The sequence below is a fragment of the Pseudomonas deceptionensis genome (assembly GCF_900106095.1).
Classification (GTDB): domain Bacteria; phylum Pseudomonadota; class Gammaproteobacteria; order Pseudomonadales; family Pseudomonadaceae; genus Aquipseudomonas; species Aquipseudomonas deceptionensis.
Map to the genome: position 1 here is coordinate 3,574,969 of NZ_FNUD01000002.1, position 19,647 is coordinate 3,594,615.

General features: G+C 60.2%; 16 protein-coding genes. 10 read left to right on the forward strand and 6 right to left on the reverse strand.

The window, feature by feature from the left end; translation table 11 throughout:
- Positions 1-10: 10 nt before the first annotated feature.
- Complete coding sequence (locus tag BLW11_RS16320) at positions 11-958, reverse strand: site-specific integrase (protein WP_241486179.1); 948 nt, start codon at positions 956-958, stop codon at positions 11-13.
- An 86-nt stretch (positions 959-1,044) separates the two neighbouring features.
- The gene (locus BLW11_RS16325; protein ID WP_048361774.1) at positions 1,045-1,680 is read right to left on the reverse strand and encodes a LysE family translocator; all 636 of its coding nucleotides are present in this window, start codon (positions 1,678-1,680) and stop codon (positions 1,045-1,047) included.
- Between the two features lie 147 nt (positions 1,681-1,827).
- Between BLW11_RS16325 and BLW11_RS16330 the strand changes: the two genes are divergently transcribed.
- Positions 1,828-3,231, forward strand: a complete 1,404-nt coding sequence (locus tag BLW11_RS16330; protein WP_048361773.1) for an aminotransferase-like domain-containing protein — start codon at positions 1,828-1,830, stop codon at positions 3,229-3,231.
- Here BLW11_RS16330 and BLW11_RS16335 read toward each other — a convergent pair.
- Together BLW11_RS16335 and BLW11_RS16340 are read right to left on the reverse strand one after the other, a co-directional pair.
- On the reverse strand, positions 3,218-3,841 hold the full coding sequence (locus BLW11_RS16335) for a response regulator transcription factor (protein ID WP_048361772.1): 624 nt from the start codon (positions 3,839-3,841) through the stop codon (positions 3,218-3,220). The two genes, BLW11_RS16330 and BLW11_RS16335, sit on opposite strands and share 14 nt — an antisense overlap.
- A gap of 2 nt (positions 3,842-3,843) precedes the next feature.
- On the reverse strand, positions 3,844-5,646 hold the full coding sequence (locus tag BLW11_RS16340; protein ID WP_048361771.1) for a PAS domain-containing sensor histidine kinase: 1,803 nt from the start codon (positions 5,644-5,646) through the stop codon (positions 3,844-3,846).
- A 181-nt stretch (positions 5,647-5,827) separates the two neighbouring features.
- On the opposite strand from BLW11_RS16340, the gene BLW11_RS16345 reads away from it, so the two are divergent.
- Both BLW11_RS16345 and BLW11_RS16350 read left to right on the forward strand, forming a co-directional pair.
- A complete protein-coding gene (locus BLW11_RS16345) occupies positions 5,828-7,450 on the forward strand; it encodes an acyl-CoA synthetase (protein WP_048361770.1) in 1,623 nt (540 codons plus the stop codon).
- Positions 7,451-7,474: 24 nt separating this feature from the next.
- Complete coding sequence (locus tag BLW11_RS16350) at positions 7,475-9,247, forward strand: acyl-CoA dehydrogenase C-terminal domain-containing protein (protein WP_048361769.1); 1,773 nt, start codon at positions 7,475-7,477, stop codon at positions 9,245-9,247.
- A gap of 64 nt (positions 9,248-9,311) precedes the next feature.
- Here BLW11_RS16350 and BLW11_RS16355 read toward each other — a convergent pair whose 3' ends face one another.
- Together BLW11_RS16355 and BLW11_RS16360 are read right to left on the reverse strand one after the other, a co-directional pair.
- The gene (locus BLW11_RS16355; protein WP_048361768.1) at positions 9,312-9,608 is read right to left on the reverse strand and encodes a putative quinol monooxygenase; all 297 of its coding nucleotides are present in this window, start codon (positions 9,606-9,608) and stop codon (positions 9,312-9,314) included.
- A 26-nt stretch (positions 9,609-9,634) separates the two neighbouring features.
- Positions 9,635-9,871: an HP1242/YdcH family protein gene (locus tag BLW11_RS16360; protein ID WP_048361767.1), complete on the reverse strand. Its 237-nt coding sequence runs from the start codon at positions 9,869-9,871 to the stop codon at positions 9,635-9,637.
- A 544-nt stretch (positions 9,872-10,415) separates the two neighbouring features.
- Here BLW11_RS16360 and bcsE point away from each other — a divergent pair.
- From bcsE to bcsB, 7 genes are read left to right on the forward strand one after another with little or no spacing between them, the layout of a single operon-like run.
- Positions 10,416-11,963 (forward strand): cellulose biosynthesis protein BcsE, encoded by a 1,548-nt coding sequence (gene bcsE, locus BLW11_RS16365; RefSeq protein WP_048361766.1) that lies wholly within the window; start codon positions 10,416-10,418, stop codon positions 11,961-11,963.
- Positions 11,960-12,160, forward strand: coding sequence for a cellulose biosynthesis protein BcsF (gene bcsF / locus BLW11_RS16370; protein WP_074836839.1), 201 nt, complete (start codon positions 11,960-11,962; stop codon positions 12,158-12,160). The genes bcsE and bcsF overlap by 4 nt, the downstream gene beginning before the upstream one ends.
- Entirely contained in the window at positions 12,147-13,790 is a 1,644-nt protein-coding gene (gene bcsG / locus BLW11_RS16375) for a cellulose biosynthesis protein BcsG (RefSeq protein WP_048361765.1), read from the forward strand. The genes bcsF and bcsG overlap by 14 nt, the downstream gene beginning before the upstream one ends.
- Positions 13,760-13,996 (forward strand): cellulose biosynthesis protein BcsR, encoded by a 237-nt coding sequence (bcsR, locus tag BLW11_RS16380; RefSeq protein WP_048361764.1) that lies wholly within the window; start codon positions 13,760-13,762, stop codon positions 13,994-13,996. Before bcsG ends, bcsR begins: the two co-directional genes overlap by 31 nt.
- The gene (gene bcsQ / locus BLW11_RS16385) at positions 13,993-14,727 is read left to right on the forward strand and encodes a cellulose biosynthesis protein BcsQ (RefSeq protein ID WP_048361763.1); all 735 of its coding nucleotides are present in this window, start codon (positions 13,993-13,995) and stop codon (positions 14,725-14,727) included. Before bcsR ends, bcsQ begins: the two co-directional genes overlap by 4 nt.
- A complete protein-coding gene (gene bcsA, locus BLW11_RS16390; RefSeq protein WP_053069581.1) occupies positions 14,720-17,323 on the forward strand; it encodes a UDP-forming cellulose synthase catalytic subunit in 2,604 nt (867 codons plus the stop codon). The genes bcsQ and bcsA overlap by 8 nt, the downstream gene beginning before the upstream one ends.
- On the forward strand, positions 17,320-19,647 hold the full coding sequence (gene bcsB, locus BLW11_RS16395; protein WP_048361762.1) for a cellulose biosynthesis cyclic di-GMP-binding regulatory protein BcsB: 2,328 nt from the start codon (positions 17,320-17,322) through the stop codon (positions 19,645-19,647). The genes bcsA and bcsB overlap by 4 nt, the downstream gene beginning before the upstream one ends.

Sequence of the window (19,647 nt, forward strand, 5' to 3'; positions counted from 1 at the left end):
GAGGGTGGCTCTACAACAAAAACCGGTCTGTCACATTGCGCCGCTCATTGTCATCACGCACGTCATAGCTGACGGTGGTGGCAATGTTGGCGTGGTGGGCCAGTTTTTGTGCGATGGACACGTCGTACTCTTCAATCACGCGGGTGATGAACGAGCGCCGGAAGTCGTGGGGCATGATGTCGACCCCTACCTGCTTGCCCCGCTGCTTGGCGATGTAGTAGATCGCATGTTTGGTAATGCGCTCGCGGGTGATGTGGTTGCCGCGACGGATGCGGTTGAACAGGAACGCGTCATCACCCACACCTTCCGGCAGGTTCTCCCGGCGAAACGCCAGCCACGCGTCGAGTTTTTCAAAGGCCCAGGCCGGGGCGAACTTGATCAGTTCCTTATTGCCCTTGCCCAGCACCTGCAAGCTGCGCTGTTCGGCATCGATCTGGCAAAGGTCCATGTTCACCGACTCGGACTTGCGCATCCCGGAGCCATACAGAATCGCAATGATCGCCGCATCCCTGAGCCCTTGTGGCCGTGGGTCTGCCGCACAGACATCCATCAATTCGCGAATCAGGTTACGCCGCAGGTTGCGCCCCTTGATCAGACGCGAGCCCCCGCCCGCCTTCACCGCACGCACCTTGAGCAAATGATCCTGGGTGATCAGGTTTTGCTGCCAGGCCTGGTTCATCACCCCGCGAATGGCATTGACGTACAGCGACGAGGTATTGGGCGCATAACCGTCCTCGCGCAACGCAGCTACCAGCGCCGTGATGTGCCCGGGTTGCAAGTGATGCCAGGGGAATTCATCGATCGCGACATCTTCAACGCCCAGCCGATCTGCCGCGTCCTGCAAGACATAACGCATGGTCTGGCGGCTGGACGGCGCAAGGCGCTGAAGGTAAAGCGCCACAGGGGCTTGAACCTGATTTAACTCAATGGCTGAAACCAGCGTTACTGCAGGGTCAATAGTCGACAAAACCAATCTCGTACGGGCTGAAACACACCGTAATATAACCCATAGTCATGTTTCGCCCGTGTACTTATAGCGATTTGCTAGCGCTCAAACCCCCGCGCCAGCATCAGGGCCACACCCAGCAGCATCAGCGCCGTAGCCCTTTGCAGCAACACCTGGCGCGACGGGCTTTGCAGCACCCGGCGAATGCGCTGCCCGAAGTAGCAATACAGGCAGCCGCTGGCGAACTGCAACAACAAAAAGGCCAGCCCCAGCACCACCAGATCCTGCGCCCGGGTAGCACTGCCCTGCCCGGCGAACTGCGGGAACACGGCACTGAACATGACAATGGTCTTGGGGTTGGAAAAGCCGGTGAGCAGGCCCTTGCCAAAACGGCCCTTGAAACCGCTGTCCAGGGTTGCAGTGCGATCCAGCGCCAGCCCTTTGCTGTTCCATTGCCGATACGCCAGATACAGCAGATAGGCCACGCCGACGTACTGAAGTGCGCGACTGATCAACGGATTACCCTTGATCAGCTCGGCAAATCCCACGGCAAAAATCAGAATCGACACCAGATACGCCGCACTGGCGCCCAGTTGCACCGGCATGGAGCGCTTCAAGCCTTCCTGCATGCCGAATCCCATCAGCAGCAGGGTCATAGGCCCGGGGCTGAAGGTCATGGTGGCGCAGAAGATCAGAAAATAAGAAAAGGAAACGAGTGTCAGTTGTGTGGCCATTGCGAAGGTTGCATCCCTAAATCAGCGCTCGAACCTGTGCGAGCGACGCGCCAGTCTAGGCAGGAGGCATCTGGATGGGCAGATGAACCCCCTGCGAACTTTACCGACCTTTACTGGTAGCATGACCGGTAAAGTACGAGGCCCTGCATGCACCTACCTACCGTTTCGTTCCAACCGGGCATTTCCAAGGTCCAGCAGATTGTTGATGCATTGGGCCAGGCCATTGATCAGGGCCTGTTCGGCGCTGGCAGCAAATTGCCCTCTGCCCGGGTCATGACCCAACACTGGGGCGTCAGCAAGTTCACTCTGATTGAGGCGCTGGATCGCTTGCGCGGGCAAGGCCGGATTACCTCCAGTCAGGGGCTGGGTTACTTTGTTGCGTCTAAAACACCCCCTGCCAGGCGCGCCATGGGTCTTGACCTGTTGCCGCAGGATTTGAGCAGCGTTTTGCGCCGTTCACTGACCGGCGCCAGCGGCGCCTTGCGTCCCGGTAGCGGGCATTTGCCTGAAAGCTGGCTGGAGCCCAGCGCCATTCGCGCCACTGTGCGCCAGCTCAGTCGCTCGCCAGCCTTGCGCCTGACCGGCTATGGCGACCCTGCGGGCTATGTGCCATTGCGTCTGGCATTGCAGCAGAAGCTGTTGAGCCAGGGACTGGATGTCGGCATCGAGCAGATCATTACGACGGCCAATACCGTGCAGGCACTGGACATGCTGCTGCGCCTGCGGGTGCGACCCGGCGATACGGTGCTGCTGGACATGCCGTGCTATTTCAACTTTCACGCCAACCTGGCCTTGCACGGCGTGCATGTCGTGACGCTGGAGCGCACCGCTCAAGGGCTTGACCTGCACGCACTGGAAAACCTGTTTATCCAGCACCGGCCGACGCTGTACCTGACCACCGGCCTGTTGCATAACCCGACCGGCCATTCTTTTACACCGAGCCAGGCATACGGGCTGCTGGAACTGGCCAAGCGTCATGAGTGCTCGATCATCGAAGACGATCTCTACGGTGACCTTCACCCCGAGCCGCCACCGCGACTGGTGGCGCTGGCGGGCCTGGAGCAAGTGACCTACCTGAGCGGCTTCTCCAAAACCCTCAGTGCCAACCTGCGGGTGAGTTTTGTGGTGGCCTCGCCGCAAATGGCGGCCGAACTGACCCAGATGAAGTTGATGTGCGGCGGGATCACCTCGGAAATGCTCGAACAGGTGGTGTGCTCAATGCTCAACGACGGCACCTACCACAAGCACCGAAAGCGCGTGGTGCAAGGGCTGCTGGCCAGTGGTGCGCGGGTAGCCGGCTGGCTGCAGGGGCTGGGCTTCACGTTGAGCGTGCCCTATGTGGGCGGCATGTTTATCTGGGCCACCCTGCCTGCCGGGCTCGACGCCGAAACACTGGCGCAACAGGCACTTGCCCGGGGCCTGGTGCACGCGCCGGGAGTGCTGTTCGGTTTTGACCCCGAACTGCGCCGCTGCATGCGCTTCAACGTGGCCCATACCGACACACCTGCTGTCATGGCGGCCGTCGAAGCGTTACTGGCTAACGCAGCCTGAGCGGGTCCACCAGCCCGGCCGCAATGGCCATGCCCACCAGATCCGGCAAATGCTGCGCCTGCATGCGCTTCATGACCCGGGAGCGATACAGGTCGATGGTTTTGGGGCTTACCGCCAGTTGCTCTGCAATTTCCCGGGTGGTGTAGCCCTTGACCAGGGGCAGGAACACATCCCGCTCACGGGGTGTCAGGCTCTGCAGCCGTGCTTCGAGTTGAATCTGCTCCTGGCTGGCTGTTTGCTGCGCGGTCCCACCACTCAGAGCCTGTTGCACGCTATCGAGCAGCAGCTGCTGGTTGTAGGGTTTCTCGATAAAGTCATGGGCACCCGCCTTGAAGGCACGCACCACGATGGGCACATCGGCATGACCGCTGACAAAAATCACCGGCATCTTGATACCGCGTTCCTGCAACGCTTGTTGCACGTTGAGGCCGCCCATGGCCGGCATGCGCACATCCAGCACCACACAGGCGCTGAGCGCAGGGTCACAGGCATCCAGAAAGGCCTGGCCACTGGTAAAAGCCAGCGCATTCAGGCCCACGGATTCCAGTAACCAGACCGTCGAATCCAGCATGCCCTGATCGTCATCCACCACGTACACCACAGTTGTCATGTTTATTCTCTTGTTGGTTTGAGTGACCCCATCAGGGGCAAGCTGCAGCACATCAATAAACCTTCGGGCCGGGGCCGGGCCTCCAGTTCACCGCCAAAGCCTTCGATGATGCTGCGGCTCATCGACAAGCCCAGCCCCAGGCCATCCACCTTGCTGGTGTAAAACGGCGTAAACAGCTGTTCAAGTTGCCCGGCACTCACGCCCGGCCCCTGATCCTGCACGCTGATGTGCAGCACCCCGGCCAGTGCTTGCGCCTGCAAGGTAATGCGTGAGGGCTGGCCCGGGTGTTGTTCGGTGTTGGCGTCGATGGCATTGCGCAACAAATTGAGCAGCACCTGCTCCAGCAGCACCCGGTCGGCATACACCGGCGCCAGCGTGTCCGGTAATTGCTGCTCGATGGTCACGTTGCGCTCACGGGCTTCCCACGCGCACAGGCTCACGGCCTGGCGTACCACCTCGCTGACATCCAGCGCTTGCAGGTTGCGTCGCCCCTTGCGCAAAAAGCTACGCAGCCGCTTGATCACTTCAGCGGCATGGTTGGCATGCAGGTTGATCCGTTCCAGCCCTTGAGCCACCCGCTCGACGGCCTCAGGGTTAGTGCCCAGGGTTTGCAGATAACGCTGGCTGGCGTTGGCGTAATTGACCACCGCCGCCAACGGTTGATTGATTTCGTGGGCAATGCCGGACGCCAGTTCACCCAAGGTGATCAGTCGCGCCGTGTGAGCCATCTCGTCCTGATGATGACGCTGCTGGGCTTCGCGCAATTCCCGTTCGCGCATGTCCCGGGCGACCAGCGAGAAGAACCGCTCACCGGCCGTCGAGCGATGGGCCAGCAACAGTAGCGACACCGGGACCGAAGGCTCGCCGTTCACTGGCAACAGGCGGGTTTCACTGCTCCACAAACCCTGCTGCTCGGCACTGCTCCAGCCGCTGGACTCCAGAATCGCCAGGGCCTGGGCGGGCAAAAATGCGCTCAGTTCGGGCATGCCCTGTTCGGGCAGCAAGCCGAGGATGCGGCGGGCGGCCGGGTTGAGGTAAGACACCCCGCCCGCCGGGTCAATAAACAACACCGGGTCCGGGTTGGCCTCTACCACATCGGCCAGTCGCCGCTTGTTTTCTTCGGCCTGAATGCGCGCGGTGATATCCCGCGACACGCTGACCACTTCCACCACGGCCCCGGTATAGGTTTCACGTATTGCCCGGCTGGCGGTTTCAAACCACAGGTAATGCCCCGCTTGATGGCGAATCCGATACGTCATGGTGTGATAGCCATCCAGCGCCAGCGCATCGCGGGCCTGGCGTACCACCTGCGCCAGGTCATGGGCATGAAACAGGCGCTGGGCCAATGTGCCCCGCAGGGTTTCGGGCCAATAGCCGAGCAAGGTCCAGGAAGCCGGGGACGCATCCAGAAAGCGCCCGTCAGGGGTGTGTCGGGAGATCAGGTCTGTGGTGTTTTCGGTAATCAGCCGGTACAGGCGCCGGGCCCTGGCCGCCTCTCGCCCCGCCAGTAATTCCGTGCTCGCCTCACGTGCGCGTGCCACAACGCACTGGCTGTCGGGGTCAGGGATCAGCGTCCACAGCCAGATCTGCTCGTTGCATTGCGCCTCTACCTGCTCAATGGCCCGGCCCTGTTGCAGGCAGGCACGGATCAGCTCGCGAAGATTGTTCGGCAACAACGTGCTGACGTGACTCAGCGGCTTGCCCGCCAGCAAAGCGGTCAACGCCCGGTTCGCCGTCTGCGCCAGCCCGTCTGCGTCGAGCACCACAGAGGGTTGGGGGTCATACGTCATCAAGGCAATCGGCATGGTGCATCCTGGCGTCAGGGGGCAAGGTTTTTCATATAGTACAACTACTATAGTGCTTAGGTATTACTTCCATATCAAACCCTGAGTGGGCTATAAGTCAGACCGGACATCAAACTGACCCGATCGCCACTGGCAGAACGGGCAGCCATAGAGCTAACAATCAGCCACCGGAATGACCCTCATGTCGATTTTTGAACACGGCCTTGAGCCGTCTGCCGTAAACCATATTGCCCTGTCCCCCCTGAGCTTTATCGAACGTACCGCCAGCGTCTACCCCGATTACCCTGCGGTGATTCACGGTTCAATCCGCCGTACCTGGGCGCAGACCTACAGCCGTTGCCGCCGCCTGGCCTGTGCCCTGGCCGGGCGCGGGATTGGCAAGGGCGACACCGTGGCGGTAATGCTGCCCAATATCCCGGCCATGCTGGAAGCGCATTTCGCGGTGCCCATGATCGGCGCGGTGCTCAATGCCCTCAACGTACGCCTGGACGCCGAAGCCATCGCCTTCATGCTCGCCCACGGTGAAGCCAAGGTGTTGATTGCCGACCGTGAATTCCATGACGTGATCCATGCCGCAGTCGCCATGCTTGACCATCCGCCGCTGATTATCGATGTCGATGACCCGGAGTACGGTGAAGGCCAGCCGGTCAGCGCGCTGGATTATGAAGCGGTGCTGGCTGAAGGCGACCCCGAGTACGACTGGCAGTGGCCAGCAGATGAGTGGCAGGCCATTGCGCTCAACTACACCTCTGGCACCACGGGCAACCCCAAGGGTGTGGTGTACCACCATCGCGGTGCTTACCTCAATTCCCTGGGCAACCAGATGGTCTGGGCCATTGGCAACCATCCGGTGTACCTGTGGACCTTGCCGATGTTCCACTGCAACGGCTGGTGCTACCCGTGGATCATCACCGCCCTGGCCGGCGTGCATGTGTTTTTGCGCCGGGTTGATCCGCAAAAGATCCTTAACCTGATCCGCGAGCATCAGGTCACCCACTTGTGCGGCGCCCCGATTGTGCTCAACGCGCTGGTCAACATGCCAGAGTCGGCCAAGGCCGCGATCGACCACCCGGTACATGCGATGGTCGCCGGCGCTGCGCCTCCGGCCAAAGTGATTGGCGCCGTTGAAGAAATGGGCATCAAGGTGACCCATGTGTATGGCCTCACCGAGGTGTATGGCCCGGTAACTATCTGTGCCTGGCATGACAAGTGGGATGAGCAGCCGCTGGCCGAACGCGCACAGATCAAATCCCGACAGGGCGTGCGCTACCCCACGCTGGAAGGCGTGATGGTGGCCGACCCGAAAACCATGATCCCCACCCCCCGTGACGGTGAAACCATGGGCGAGATTTTCATGCGCGGCAACACGGTGATGAAGGGCTACCTGAAGAACCCCAGCGCCACGGCCGAAGCTTTCGAGGGCGGCTGGTTCCATACCGGCGACCTGGCTGTGTGCCACCCGGACGGCTACGTCGAGATTCGCGACCGCCTCAAGGACATCATCATTTCCGGTGGCGAGAACATCTCCACCATTGAGGTTGAAGGCGTGCTGTATCGCCACCCCGGCGTCATGGAAGCCGCAGTGGTAGCCCGCCCGGATGAGAAATGGGGCGAAACCCCCTGTGCGTTCATTACCCTCAAGGCCGATCACCAGCAGGTGCGCGAGGTGGAAATCATCGCCTTTTGCCGCGAACACCTGGCCGGCTTCAAGGTCCCGCGCACCGTGGTCTTCACCCTGCTGCCCAAGACCTCGACGGGAAAGGTCCAGAAGTACGTGCTGCGCGACATGGCCAAAGCCTTGTAACCACTACCCTCGAGGTTTTTTGTAATGCCTGAATTCAATGCCCCACTGCGCGACATGCGTTTCGTTCTGCACGAAGTCTTCGAGGCCCCCGCACTCTGGGCCCGGCTGCCCGCACTGGCTGACCATGTGGACGCCGATACCGCCGATGCAATTCTCGAAGAAGCGGCCAAAGTCACCGGCCAGCTGATTGCCCCGCTCAACCGCAGTGGCGACGAGGAAGGCGCCCAATGGCTGGCGGGCAAGGTCAGTACGCCCAAGGGTTTCAAGACCGCCTACGACACTTACATCGAGGGCGGCTGGGTCGGCCTGTCAGGCAACCCTGTATTCGGCGGGCTTGGCATGCCCAAGATGCTGGCCGTGCAATTCGAAGAGATGCTCTATGGTGCCAACTCCAGTTTCGCCCTGTATTCGGCGCTGACATCGGGTGCCTGCCTGGCCATTGATGCCCACGCCAGCGACGCGCTCAAAGGCACCTATCTGCCACCCATGTACGAAGGCCGCTGGGCCGGCTCCATGTGCCTGACCGAAGCCCATGCCGGCACTGACCTGGGGATTATCCGCACCCGCGCCGAACCGCTGCCGGATGGCAGTTTCACTCTCAACGGCAGCAAAATATTCATCACTGGCGGCGACCAGGACCTGACCGAAAACATCATCCATCTGGTGCTGGCCAAGCTGCCGGACGCTCCGGCCGGACCACGGGGCATCTCGTTGTTTCTGGTGCCCAAAGTGCTGGTCAATGACGACGGTTCACTGGGCCATGGCAATGCGTTGAGCTGCGGCTCCATCGAACACAAGATGGGGATCAAGGCTTCGGCCACCTGCGTGATCAACTTTGACGGCGCCCGCGGCTGGTTGATAGGCGAAGCCAACAAGGGCCTGGCGGCCATGTTTACCATGATGAATTACGAACGCCTGTCGATCGGCATTCAGGGCATCGGGTGCGCCGAGGCCTCCTATCAGAACGCCCGCACCTATGCCCGTGAGCGCCTGCAAAGCCGCGCACCGACCGGGGCCGTGGCACCGGACAAAGTTGCCGACCCGATCATCGTGCACCCCGATGTGCGACGCATGCTGCTGACCATCAAGGCCATGACCGAAGGCGGCCGGGCCTTTGCCAGTTATGTGGGCCAGCAACTGGACCTGGCCAAGTTCTCTGCCGACCCGCAGGAGCAACAGACGGCCAGTGCACTGGTGGCCTTGCTGACCCCGGTGGCCAAAGCCTTCTTTACCGACACCGGGTTCGACAGCTGCGTGCTGGGCCAGCAAGTGTTGGGTGGTCACGGTTACATTCGAGAATGGGGCCAGGAGCAATTGGTGCGTGATGTGCGCATTGCGCAGATTTACGAAGGCACCAACGGGATTCAGGCCCTGGACTTGCTGGGCCGTAAAGTGATCGCCAATGGCGGCGTAACCCTGCGCCTGTTTACCGCGCAAATTCGAGACTTCGCCGCACGGCCCGACAAGCCCTACGCCAGCGAATTGCTGGAGGCCGTGCAGCGGCTTGAGGATGTCAGCGACTGGCTACAAACACGGGCCATGACCAACCCCAACGAAACAGGCGCCGCCTGTGTCGAGTACCTGCACCTGTTCGGCTATGTGGCCTACGCCTGGCTCTGGGCGCGAATGGCCGATGTGGCGCAACGTTCGCTGGATGCCGACCCTACGTTCTATAGCGCCAAACTGGCGACCGCCCGGTTCTATTTCAGCCGTTTGCTGCCGCGTACCTTGAGCCTGGAGCAGGCCATCCGGGCAGGCTGCGCATCGTTGTTCGAGCTCGATGCCGCGAGCTTTTAAGAACCCAATAAAAACGGCGGCCCGTTCAGGGCCGCCGTGTGGTGTTGCACCCTTGCACTGAGGGCTAAATGCTCAGCTCGTCCAGCAACAACACTTCGCGATGCGCCAGCAAATCACCTACGGCGTGGGCCATCGCCTGATAGTGCGGGGTCGTTTTGTGGTGCTCGATGGCGTCCATGTCTGCCCAGCCTTCAATAAACACAAAGCATTCAGGATCACTGCGATCCACATGCAAGTCATAGAAGCGACAGCCAGGCTCGGCGCGCGAGCCTTCTACACAGGCGCGCAGTGCCTGCTCGACGGTTTTTCCATGCCCTGGCTTGGCACGCAATGTGGCAACAATTTTGATGATGTGGGGCATATCTACTTCCTGCAGCGTGCTGTGGCTTAAGCGCCCAATATTTGCGCGATTTTATCCTTGATCAAGAGCCTTTGCTCCTTGAGCTTCTTCAGCACGTCATCAGGGACACCTATGGCATCGTTGGCTTCGGCCTCAACGACTTCGGCATCTTTTTCGCTGTACTGGATAAACAGCTGGTTCAGATGAGCGTTTTCGCTGCGAAATTTGCTGACTGCCTCCTTAGTAAGCCCCAAGTCCTGTAACAAGTCGTGCTTGACTGGCATATCTACACCTCATGGACATTTCAGTTGCGGGGGTCAGGCTCTGAGGGCGAGCCCGATCAAAAATATTCAGTTCACGTTGAACCCACTTAATCAATAGCACGCAATAGGTCGCTCAGAAAGCCAAGTGAGTACTTTAGTGCCCCCTGGCCCCAACCTTCTCAGGAATGTTACACCCGTGCACAACCATGGGACGGGCCGAAACCCGTGCTCCCCGCCCCCTCCAGGGGTGGCGCCAATTTATTGACTAAAACATCCTCGGCGTTGTTATTTTGACATTTCATACCGAGAATCATGGGTTTGGGAATTTTCCGGTGATAAGATGAGTTCTTTCATACACATCGCGGACTGTAGTACTACGCTTGTTTTAGAAAATGTAGACCGTGCACCTCTAAAAAAAATTAGATGGGTCAGACTTGCTAATCTGATGGTGGCCATATGATTGGCGCCATAAACAAGTTGACCCACGAAGCCATCACGCATTGCTCCTTCTGGAGAGCAGCGGAACAGGCTTTGAAACATGTTTTTCCCCGGGGGGAGATAACGCTTGGTTCCTATCAGTTTGTCCATACATGGATTTCTGGATCAACAAGTCCAGATGTGTTCAGGCAGTGTGTATTGGGTCACGGTGGATCAGCCGGCTGACGCAAGACTACTGGCCCGGCAATTCATTGAAGAGATCCCCGAGCACGTGCCCGCCACACTGATTGCCGGCGCCGGCTCGGTGCAAGACATCATCAGCGACCTCGCTCCCGATCGCGGTCCCGACAAGCTCAAGCTGTTCGAAATCGGCAAAAAGTTCATCGAGCCCGGGCTGGCCACGCTGACCCGCGACCTTAGTCGTGCACGCATTGTGCCTTCAAGTCAGATCCTGCTGGTTCTGCCTGCAAGCAGCTGGGGTGACAGCACCACGGCGTCCCAACTGCAACGCTGGTGTGAGCGCATGTGCGCGTGGCTGCTGGAACGCAATGCAACACTATTGGTGATCACCTACGGTGAAGCGGCGCTGCTGCATACCGAGTTACTGCAACTGAACCAGACCCTGGCCGGTCTGAGCCGCCTGTATCGCTACAACGGCGATGTGCGCTACCACTTGCACTTCTGGCACAACGAGCTGGGCGTCACTGCCGGTCAGGAGTTCAAACTGTCGGACCAGGGCAATGCCCTGACCCTGATCCCGCAAACCGAAATCGATACCCAACCCCGGGTCGCTGACGATCAGCACGTGTACTTCGCCGAGCGCACCGTGCTGGAAGGCGCGCCGTCGATGTCCAAGCACTGGTACCTGTTCGAGAGCCGCGAAGCATTGCTTGAGGCTGCCCAGACAGCCCGTGCGGCCACCATCATTGTGGGCATCGACAACAGTTACCAGCTGCTGGAACTGGCGCAGCAGCTGCACGACTTGCGCGAGCAAAGCGGCCCCGAGCTGAAAATCGTGGTGCGGGAAATGGAACCCTCCGTGCGCTACCGCGATGAGCGCCTGCTGCTGGCGTGCGGGGCCAACCTGATTGTTCCCCACGGCACCCTGCTCTCACGGTTTTTGAGCATGATCGAAAGCATCCAGGGCCAGCGATGGCAATACAGCCAGAACATCGATTTCGAGACCCTGCTTGAACGTCAGCGCCCGCCGCAGATTCGCGGGCTGATCAGCCCCCGTGATTTCTATGAAGCCGTTGCACAGATCTATAAAGACAGTTCAGGCGAAGTCACCCATCAGCTGATGAAATTCCAGCCGGTACCGGGGCTTGGCGAAGAGCTGTTTTTGAATCAGATGTGCCTGCGCCGTTTCGGTGACATTGCCTGCCTGCTTGGCGGCGAGCTGTACCTGTTCCTGTTTGCCTGCCGCGCGGACGGTCTGGACCCGGCCCTGGGCAACATCTGCCGCCTGCCCTGGCGTGACATGTTCACTGAACGCCGTGTTCTGAGCGGGTTATCCGAGCTGCCTGCAGAAGTCTTCATGCAGGCCGGGCCGGTGCCGTCGTACTTGCATATCCCCGTCGAGAGCCCGGCAATCGTGCCAATGGCCGGCGCCAGCGAATGTGCGCCGCTGGCCCCTCAAAGAATAACGCTGCCTATCAGTGAGCCACAGTCATGACGTTTGCAGAGCTGATTGATGTCATCGCATTGACCTGCGTGGTGACCGTACTGCTGACGCTGTTTTCGCAGCGCATACGAATAGCCCTGAAGAATCATTTCGGGCAGTACCTGTCACCTCGTTATATGAAATCACGCGGCGTTCGACGCCGTGTGCCTGCCAGCCCTGCTCAGAGAACGCCCGATGAGTCTGTTTAAATCTGACGCCCCGGCGCAAAAAATTGCAGGCCCCTGGCGCGGTCTGGGCGCCTGGAACCTGTATTTTCTGGCCAAATTCCTGCTGGCCTGGACGGGCCATCTGAATTTTCAGGTCCTGCCCAATCTGATCTTTGCCGTGGTATTGCTGATCCCTGTTGCTAACCCGTTGTTGCGCCGTGCGCGCACGCTGATTGCCATCCCCGTGGCCGTGGCCCTGCTGTATCAGGACACCTGGTTCCCGCCGTTCAGCCGCTTGCTCGCGCAGCCCGGCGTACTGGATTTCTCGTTCGACTATATAGTCGAGCTGCTGGGACGCTTTATCGACTGGCAAGTGTGCGCCATGTTGCTGCTGTTGATCGTTGGCTACATGTTCCTCAACCAGTGGGTGCGCCTGACCACACTCACCCTGCTGGGTTTTGCCTGGCTGGGCATGGGCAACCTGCAATGGCTGCTGCCACCTACGGCCGCGCCGCTGATGGCCGGCACTCCGGCGGCAACCGGCAATACCAGCAGCGCGGGCGAGCCCGACGACGCGACGCTCAACGGTTACCTGGACAAGTTCTACCTCAGCGAATCGACCCGCAAGGTCGAGTTCAAAGAGCCCGCGGTCAAGCCGCCACCCTTTGACCTGTTGGTAATCAACATTTGCTCCATGGCCTGGGACGACCTGGATGCAGTGGGTCTGCGTGACAACCCGCTGTTTGGCCAGATGGACGTGATTTTCGACAACTTCAACTCAGCCACGGCGTACAGCGGCCCTGCCGCCATTCGCCTGTTGCGCGCCAGCTGTGGCCAGACATCCCACACCCAACTGTACAAGCCACCGGCAGACCAATGCCTGCTGTTCGACGACTTGCGCAAGCTCGGGTTTACCGATGAGTTGATGCTCAACCACACCGGGGCATTCGACGGTTTCCTTCAGGAAGTTCGCGAACAGGGCGAACTGCCGCCGCCGGCGCTGGGTGTTACCCCGCCAGGCCTGCCGCGCAACTACGTCGGTTTTGACGGCTCACCGATCTGGCGTGACCGTGATGTGTTGAGCAAGTGGTGGCAGCACCGTATTGCCGAAAACACACCCAACATGGCGCTGTTCTACAACACCACCAGTTTGCACGACGGCAACCGGCAAGTGCTGGCTGACGGCGGCACCCAACCTGCCGACTACAGCAGCCGGGCGCAGATCTTGCTCGATGACCTCAATGCCTTCCTCAAGGAACTGCAAAAAAGCGGTCGTCGCGTAGTAGTGGCTATCGTGCCCGAGCATGGCGCAGCGCTGCATGGTGACCGGATGCAAATTGCCGGCATGCGCGAAATCCCGAGCGACTCCATTACCCATGTGCCGGTGGGCATCAAGCTGATCAACATGGGCGACAACGCGCAAACCGCACCGGTTCATGTCACTGAGCCAAGCAGTTACCTGGCCGTGGCAGAAATCATTTCCCGGCTGTATGCCGACCCTGCGCTCAGTAATGGCCAGAGCGTGGACTGGTCGAAGCTGCTGACCGATCTGCCACAAACCCCGAAAGTATCGGAAAACTCAGGGACAGTTGTGCTCGATTACAACGGCAAGCCCTATGTGCGAATCAAGGAGAACGGTGGATGGCTACCCTACCCACAGCGGTTCAAATAAGTGCCGATATCCTTTCGCGCAAAGAGCGGGCCGATGACATTGCACGCCTCAAGTCGATGATGGAATTGCACGCCCTGGATTATGTCGACGTGTCGGCGAACATGGAGCTGCTGCAGGCCTTCGAGCGCTGGCCATTGCTGGCCTATCTGGAATCACGCTACAAGCAGCCTCTGGATCTGCAAAAAGACCCGGAGCAAGCCCCATGATTGCAATGAGTTTACGTGGCGTTCGCGGTGGCGTAGGGACCAGTTCGACTCTGGCGGCCCTGGGGTACGCGTTGCATGAGCTGGGCCAGAAAGTCCTGTTGGTGGACATGTGCCCGGAGAATTCCCTGGGCCTGCATTTCAACCTGGACCTGGCTCCGCAAGAGGGCTGGGCCCGGGCAACCCTGGACCAGCAACCCTGGCATGAACATGCCTGGAGTGTTGAACCCGGCCTGTGTGTGCTGCCTTACGGGCAGCTGCAACCGGCAGAATACAATCAGCTCGACACCTTGTTGCTGGAGCAGCCTCAACTCTGGAGCCAGCGCCAGGCCGCGCTGGGGAATGCCTTTGACTGGGTGCTCTTCGATTTGCCGCAGCGTTTGCCGGGGCATGTGGCCAACCCGCACTGCAACCTTGCGATCATGGTGCTCAATGCCGATGCCGCGTGCCATGTGCTGCTGCAACCGCAACTTGCCCAAACACCGCTGTTCCTGATCAACCGATACGATGCCGCCAGCCAGCTGCAACGCGATCTGGTACTGATCTGGCAACATCGCTATGCCCATGCTCTTGTCCCCTTGAGCCTGCACGCCGACGAAGCCATGGGCGAAGCGCTGGCCAGAAGCGAGCCGGCCGGCCGTTATTCGCCGGGGAGCCTGATTGCCCACGACATTATCAGCCTGGCCAGTTGGTGCCTGCTGCGTGGCAGTCGGAAGGGAGGCATGAATGGCTGAGCACTGGTTCCCCTATACCTATCTGCGACGTGAGCAGAACTGCACACGTTTCACCGCCTTCACGCTGGCCGTGATCCAGGCCGTGGGCTGGATCTTCCTGCGCCTTGAGTCACCCAACTGGAAGGCCCTGCGTGAACAGCGTCGGCGCTTGTACCCGCACCTGGCCGACAAGCGCGCCACCATTGGCGACCCGTTGCGCTACGTCGTGCAAACCCTGTGGTTGCTGCTGGTACGCACCCCCGATCAGGACAAGACAGGCCGTCAACGTATCCGCTGGCGTGTGGGCTCAGCCCTGTCGGCCTTGCTGGCAATAGTGCAGCGGCCATGGAACCTGCTGTCCAATTCCTTTGAGCGACTGCCAGCAGCCATCAGCCCGCAAGTGAATAAAGGCTCCCATTGGTGGAGCAACATGCACTGGCCGGTGCGCAAGGTGCTTTACATCGCCATTGGCGTTTTGGCGCTGGTATTGATCCTGATCTGTATCACCGAGCCCTTCGGCTATCTTGCGCAGCTGGTCTTCGTTGTCTTGCTGTGGGTGCTGGCCATGCTGGTGCGGCGAATGCCGGGGCGTTTCCCGACCCTGCTGATGATCGTGTTGTCCGTGATCGTCTCGTGCCGCTACCTGTGGTGGCGTTACACCTCGACCCTGAACTGGAATGACAACCTTGACCTGATCTGCGGCCTGATTCTGCTGGTGGCCGAGACCTACTCCTGGTTGATCCTGTTGCTGGGCTACGTGCAAACCTCATGGCCGCTTAACCGCCAGCCGGCGCAACTGCCCCCGGACCCGGAGCAATGGCCGGTGGTGGATCTGCTGATCCCGACCTACAACGAAGAGTTGTCCGTGACCCGTGGCACGGTGTACGCGGCACTGGGCATCGACTGGCCAAAAGACAAGTTGCGCATCCACTTGCTCGATGACGGCAACCGTCCCAGCTTCAAGACGTTCGCGGATGAAGTGGGCATCAACTACATCGCCCGCACCGACAACCGCCATGCCAAGGCCGGCAACCTGAACCATGCGCTGACTCTGATCGACGGCGACCTGGTGGCGATTTTCGACTGCGACCACATGCCTGCCCGCTCCTTCCTGCAATTGACCGTGGGCTGGTTTCTGCGCGACCCGAAACTGGCACTGGTGCAAACCCCGCACCACTTCCTGTCGCCGGACCCGTTCGAGCGCAACCTGGGCACGTTCCGTAACCGCCCCAACGAAGGCGAGTTGTTCTACGGCCTGATCCAGGACGGCAACGACATGTGGAACGCCGCGTTTTTCTGCGGTTCCTGCGCCATCGTGCGGCGTACCGCGATTGACTCCATTGGCGGATTTGCTGTCGAAACCGTGACCGAGGATGCACACACCGCCTTGCGCTTGCACCGCAATGGCTGGACCTCCGCCTACTTGCGTATCCCCCAGGCAGCCGGCCTTGCGACCGAAAGCCTGTCCGCGCATATCGGCCAGCGCATCCGCTGGGCCCGGGGCATGGTGCAGATTTTCCGGACCGACAACCCACTGCTGGGCAAGGGCCTGACGATCTTCCAGCGCATTTGCTACACCAACGCCATGATGCACTTTCTGGTGGGGTTGCCGCGTCTGGTGTTCCTCACCGCGCCCCTGGCCTTTCTGGTGCTGCACGCCTACATCATCTATGCGCCGGCAGTGATGATCCTGCTTTACGTGTTGCCGCACATGATCCACGCCAGCCTGACCAACTCACGGATGCAAGGCGCGTATCGCCAGACATTCTGGGGCGAGGTCTACGAAACGGTGCTGGCCTGGTACATCGCCCGGCCGACCACCGTGGCCCTGTTCAGCCCTTCGCGGGGCAAGTTCAACGTCACGGCCAAGGGCGGCATGATGGAGGAGAACCAGTTCGACTGGCAGACCGCCAAACCCTATCTGGTGCTGTCGCTGCTCAACGTGCTCGGTCTGGGTTTTGCCGTGTGGCGCCTGTTTACCGGGCCCAAGGACGAGATCTTCACCGTCATCGTCAGCGTGCTGTGGGTGGTTTACAACCTGCTGATCATCGGTGCCGCCGTTGCGGTGGCGGCCGAAGTGCGCCAGGTGCGCAACACCCACCGGGTACTCACCCGCTTGCCGGGCGCGATCAAACTGACCGACGGGCACAGCTACCCCTGCGAACTGCTCGACTACTCGGACGGCGGGGTTGGTTTGCAATTGAACCAGCCGCAACAACTGCCCGTCGGCACGCCGGTTTCGCTGATCCTTCAGCGGGGTAACCGAGAGTTTGTGTTCAACGGCATTCTGACCCGTTCGCGCGACATGTTCATGGGCCTGAGCTTTGCTCAGTTGCCGCCCGAACAAAAAATCGCATTCGTTCAGTGCACCTTTGGCCGCGCCGATGCCTGGCTGGATCACAACAGCGGGTTTGAAGCCGACAAGCCGATCCAGAGCCTTAAAGAAATTCTCGCCCTGGGCGTCAAAGGCTATTACCGCCTTTATGAATATTTGCCTGAGTGGGTCCGCGTCATTGCTCGACCTTTCTTGCGCGCTCTTCAGTGGCTGGGCAGCTTTTTGCCGCGCATGCCCAAAGCATCCACCCCCCTTATCTCCCGGCCAGTGAGCAGATCATGAGTCGTCTAACTAAAAAAGCTGTCTTCGCCAGCCTCGCGCTGATGACCTTCGCCTCACAACTGATGTCGGCCCCCTTGCCCCTTCCGGGCAATTTGCCTGCGGCCACACCGGTGTCCACCACCGGGTTTGCCCAGACGGACCAGACTCTGCCGAGCTGGCCGGTCACCTATACGTTTGAGCAACTGGGGCGCGCCTCTGACAGCTTGCTGCTGGGTATCAGCAGCGCCGAACAGGTGGAATTCAGCCTGCGTCGCGACCGGATTGCCAGCGATGCCAGCCTGCAGCTGGAGTACACCCCTTCGCCGGCACTGATCCCGACGATTTCACATATCCGGGTTTACCTTAACGACGTGCTGATGGGCGTAGTGCCTATCGAGAAAGATCAGCTCGGGCGTAAAACCACGCAAAAAATGGCCCTTGATCCGCGACTGATCTCGGACTTCAACCGGGTGCGCCTGGAGTTTGTCGGCCACTACACCGACATATGCGAAGACCCGGCCAACAGCACCTTGTGGGTCAATATCAGCCGTGGCAGCGGCATCACCCTGCAAGAGCAGGCGCTGAGCGTGCAAAACGATCTGGCGTTTTTCCCGCTGCCCTTCTTCGACCCACGCAACAGCAGCAAGCTTGAACTGCCGTTTGTGTTCGCCGCCAACCCGACCCTGGGTGAACAGAAAGCGGCCGCCATTCTGGCCTCGTACTTCGGTAGCCAGTCCAACTGGCGCGGTGCGCACTTCCCGGTGTTGTTCGATAACCTGCCGGGCGTACAAAGCAAGGATGCGATCCAGCCGACCGTGGTGTTCGCCACCAACGATCACCGCCCGGCCTTTATGAGCGACCTGGAGAAATTCCCGGCCGTGACAGCCCCCGTGGTCGAGATGATCGACCACCCGGACGCGCCTTACAGCAAGATCCTGCTGGTCATGGGCCGTAACGAAGAAGACCTCGCCACCGCCGCCAAGGCTCTGGCCCTGGGCGGTCACCTGTTACGCGGCTCACGCGTGACCATCGACAATGTCCAGGAGCTGCAACCGCGCAAACCTTACGATGCCCCGGCATGGATGCGTACCGACCGGCCAGTACGATTTGCCGAACTGATCTCCTACCCGCAACAGTTGCAAGTCAGCGGGCTGCAACCGCGCCCGATTACCCTGGACATCAACCTGCCGCCTGACCTGTTCGTATGGCGTAACCAGGGTATCCCGCTGCGCACCCAGTACCGCTATACCGCGCCGTCGGCCAGTGATGACTCGAACCTGAGCATCAGCCTCAACGACCAGTTCATCACCAGCCTGCCGCTCAAGCGCAAAGACACCAGCAACCTCGAAGAACTGCGCCTGTCGGTGCTGTCCAACGACACCGCCAACGTCAACGACAAATTGATCGTACCCTCGCTCAAGATCGGTGACCGCAACCGCCTGCGCTTCGACTTCAACTTCGCCAGCACCATGGGCAGTTCCCAGCGCGACCGTTGCCAGACCATCCTGCCGACCAACACCCAGGCGATCATCGACGAAGACTCGACTATCGACATGTCCGGCTATCACCACTACCTCAGCATGCCGGACCTCAAGGCATTCGCCCGCAGTGGCTTCCCGTTCAGCCGCATGGCCGACATGTCCGAATCCATCGTGGTAGTACCGTCCAAAAGCACACCGACCCAAATCAGCACCCTGCTTGAAACCGTGGCCAGCATTTCTGCCCGTTCGGGCTATCCGGCCTTCGGCGTGCGCTTGAGCGATGACTGGCAAACGGCGTCCAAACAGGATGCCGATCTGCTGTTGCTGGGCGAAATGGCCCCGGACCTGCGCGACAACCCGGACCTGAACGTTCTGCTGCAACGCCAGCGCGACATGCTGGTACAGCCTTACGGCACCACCCCCATCGACGCAAACAATCGCCGCAGCCTTAAACCGGACGCACGCAACCAGCCCGCCAATAAGGTTGAAGTGACAGCCCAGGCGCCGATCGCGGCAATCGTGGGCATGCAGTCGCCCAGCCACAACCAGCGCAGCATTGTCGCGCTGCTGGGCAATGATGACGCCGACTACAACCTGTTGCGTGAAGTGATGGGCGACAGCGGCAAGCTGGATGCTGTCTCGGGCTCCGTCTCACTGGTGCGCAGCAGCGGCGTTTACAGCCAGCTGGTGGGCGATCAGTACTTTGTCGGCAACCTGCCGTGGTACCTGCTGCTGTGGTATCAACTGTCCGAGCACCCGGTACTGCTGGCCGTGCTGGCCGTAATCAGTGTGCTGCTCACTGCCTTCCTGCTGTGGCGTGCCCTGAGCTGGGCGGCCAACCGCCGACTGCACAAGGATGACTAA

What these genes read in the sequence shown, in the direction of transcription:
- bcsB (WP_048361762.1), top strand. Translation starts at nt 17,320, where the DNA reads ATGAGTCGTCTAACTAAAAAAGCTGTCTTCGCCAGCCTCGCGCTGATG.
- bcsR (WP_048361764.1), top strand. Translation starts at nt 13,760, where the DNA reads ATGGCTACCCTACCCACAGCGGTTCAAATAAGTGCCGATATCCTTTCG.
- bcsA (WP_053069581.1), top strand. Translation starts at nt 14,720, where the DNA reads ATGGCTGAGCACTGGTTCCCCTATACCTATCTGCGACGTGAGCAGAAC.
- BLW11_RS16330 (WP_048361773.1), top strand. Translation starts at nt 1,828, where the DNA reads ATGCACCTACCTACCGTTTCGTTCCAACCGGGCATTTCCAAGGTCCAG.
- BLW11_RS16355 (WP_048361768.1), bottom strand. Translation starts at nt 9,608, where the DNA reads ATGCCCCACATCATCAAAATTGTTGCCACATTGCGTGCCAAGCCAGGG.
- bcsF (WP_074836839.1), top strand. Translation starts at nt 11,960, where the DNA reads ATGACGTTTGCAGAGCTGATTGATGTCATCGCATTGACCTGCGTGGTG.
- BLW11_RS16325 (WP_048361774.1), bottom strand. Translation starts at nt 1,680, where the DNA reads ATGGCCACACAACTGACACTCGTTTCCTTTTCTTATTTTCTGATCTTC.
- BLW11_RS16335 (WP_048361772.1), bottom strand. Translation starts at nt 3,841, where the DNA reads ATGACAACTGTGGTGTACGTGGTGGATGACGATCAGGGCATGCTGGAT.
- BLW11_RS16350 (WP_048361769.1), top strand. Translation starts at nt 7,475, where the DNA reads ATGCCTGAATTCAATGCCCCACTGCGCGACATGCGTTTCGTTCTGCAC.
- BLW11_RS16340 (WP_048361771.1), bottom strand. Translation starts at nt 5,646, where the DNA reads ATGCCGATTGCCTTGATGACGTATGACCCCCAACCCTCTGTGGTGCTC.
- bcsQ (WP_048361763.1), top strand. Translation starts at nt 13,993, where the DNA reads ATGATTGCAATGAGTTTACGTGGCGTTCGCGGTGGCGTAGGGACCAGT.
- bcsG (WP_048361765.1), top strand. Translation starts at nt 12,147, where the DNA reads ATGAGTCTGTTTAAATCTGACGCCCCGGCGCAAAAAATTGCAGGCCCC.
- BLW11_RS16345 (WP_048361770.1), top strand. Translation starts at nt 5,828, where the DNA reads ATGTCGATTTTTGAACACGGCCTTGAGCCGTCTGCCGTAAACCATATT.
- BLW11_RS16360 (WP_048361767.1), bottom strand. Translation starts at nt 9,871, where the DNA reads ATGCCAGTCAAGCACGACTTGTTACAGGACTTGGGGCTTACTAAGGAG.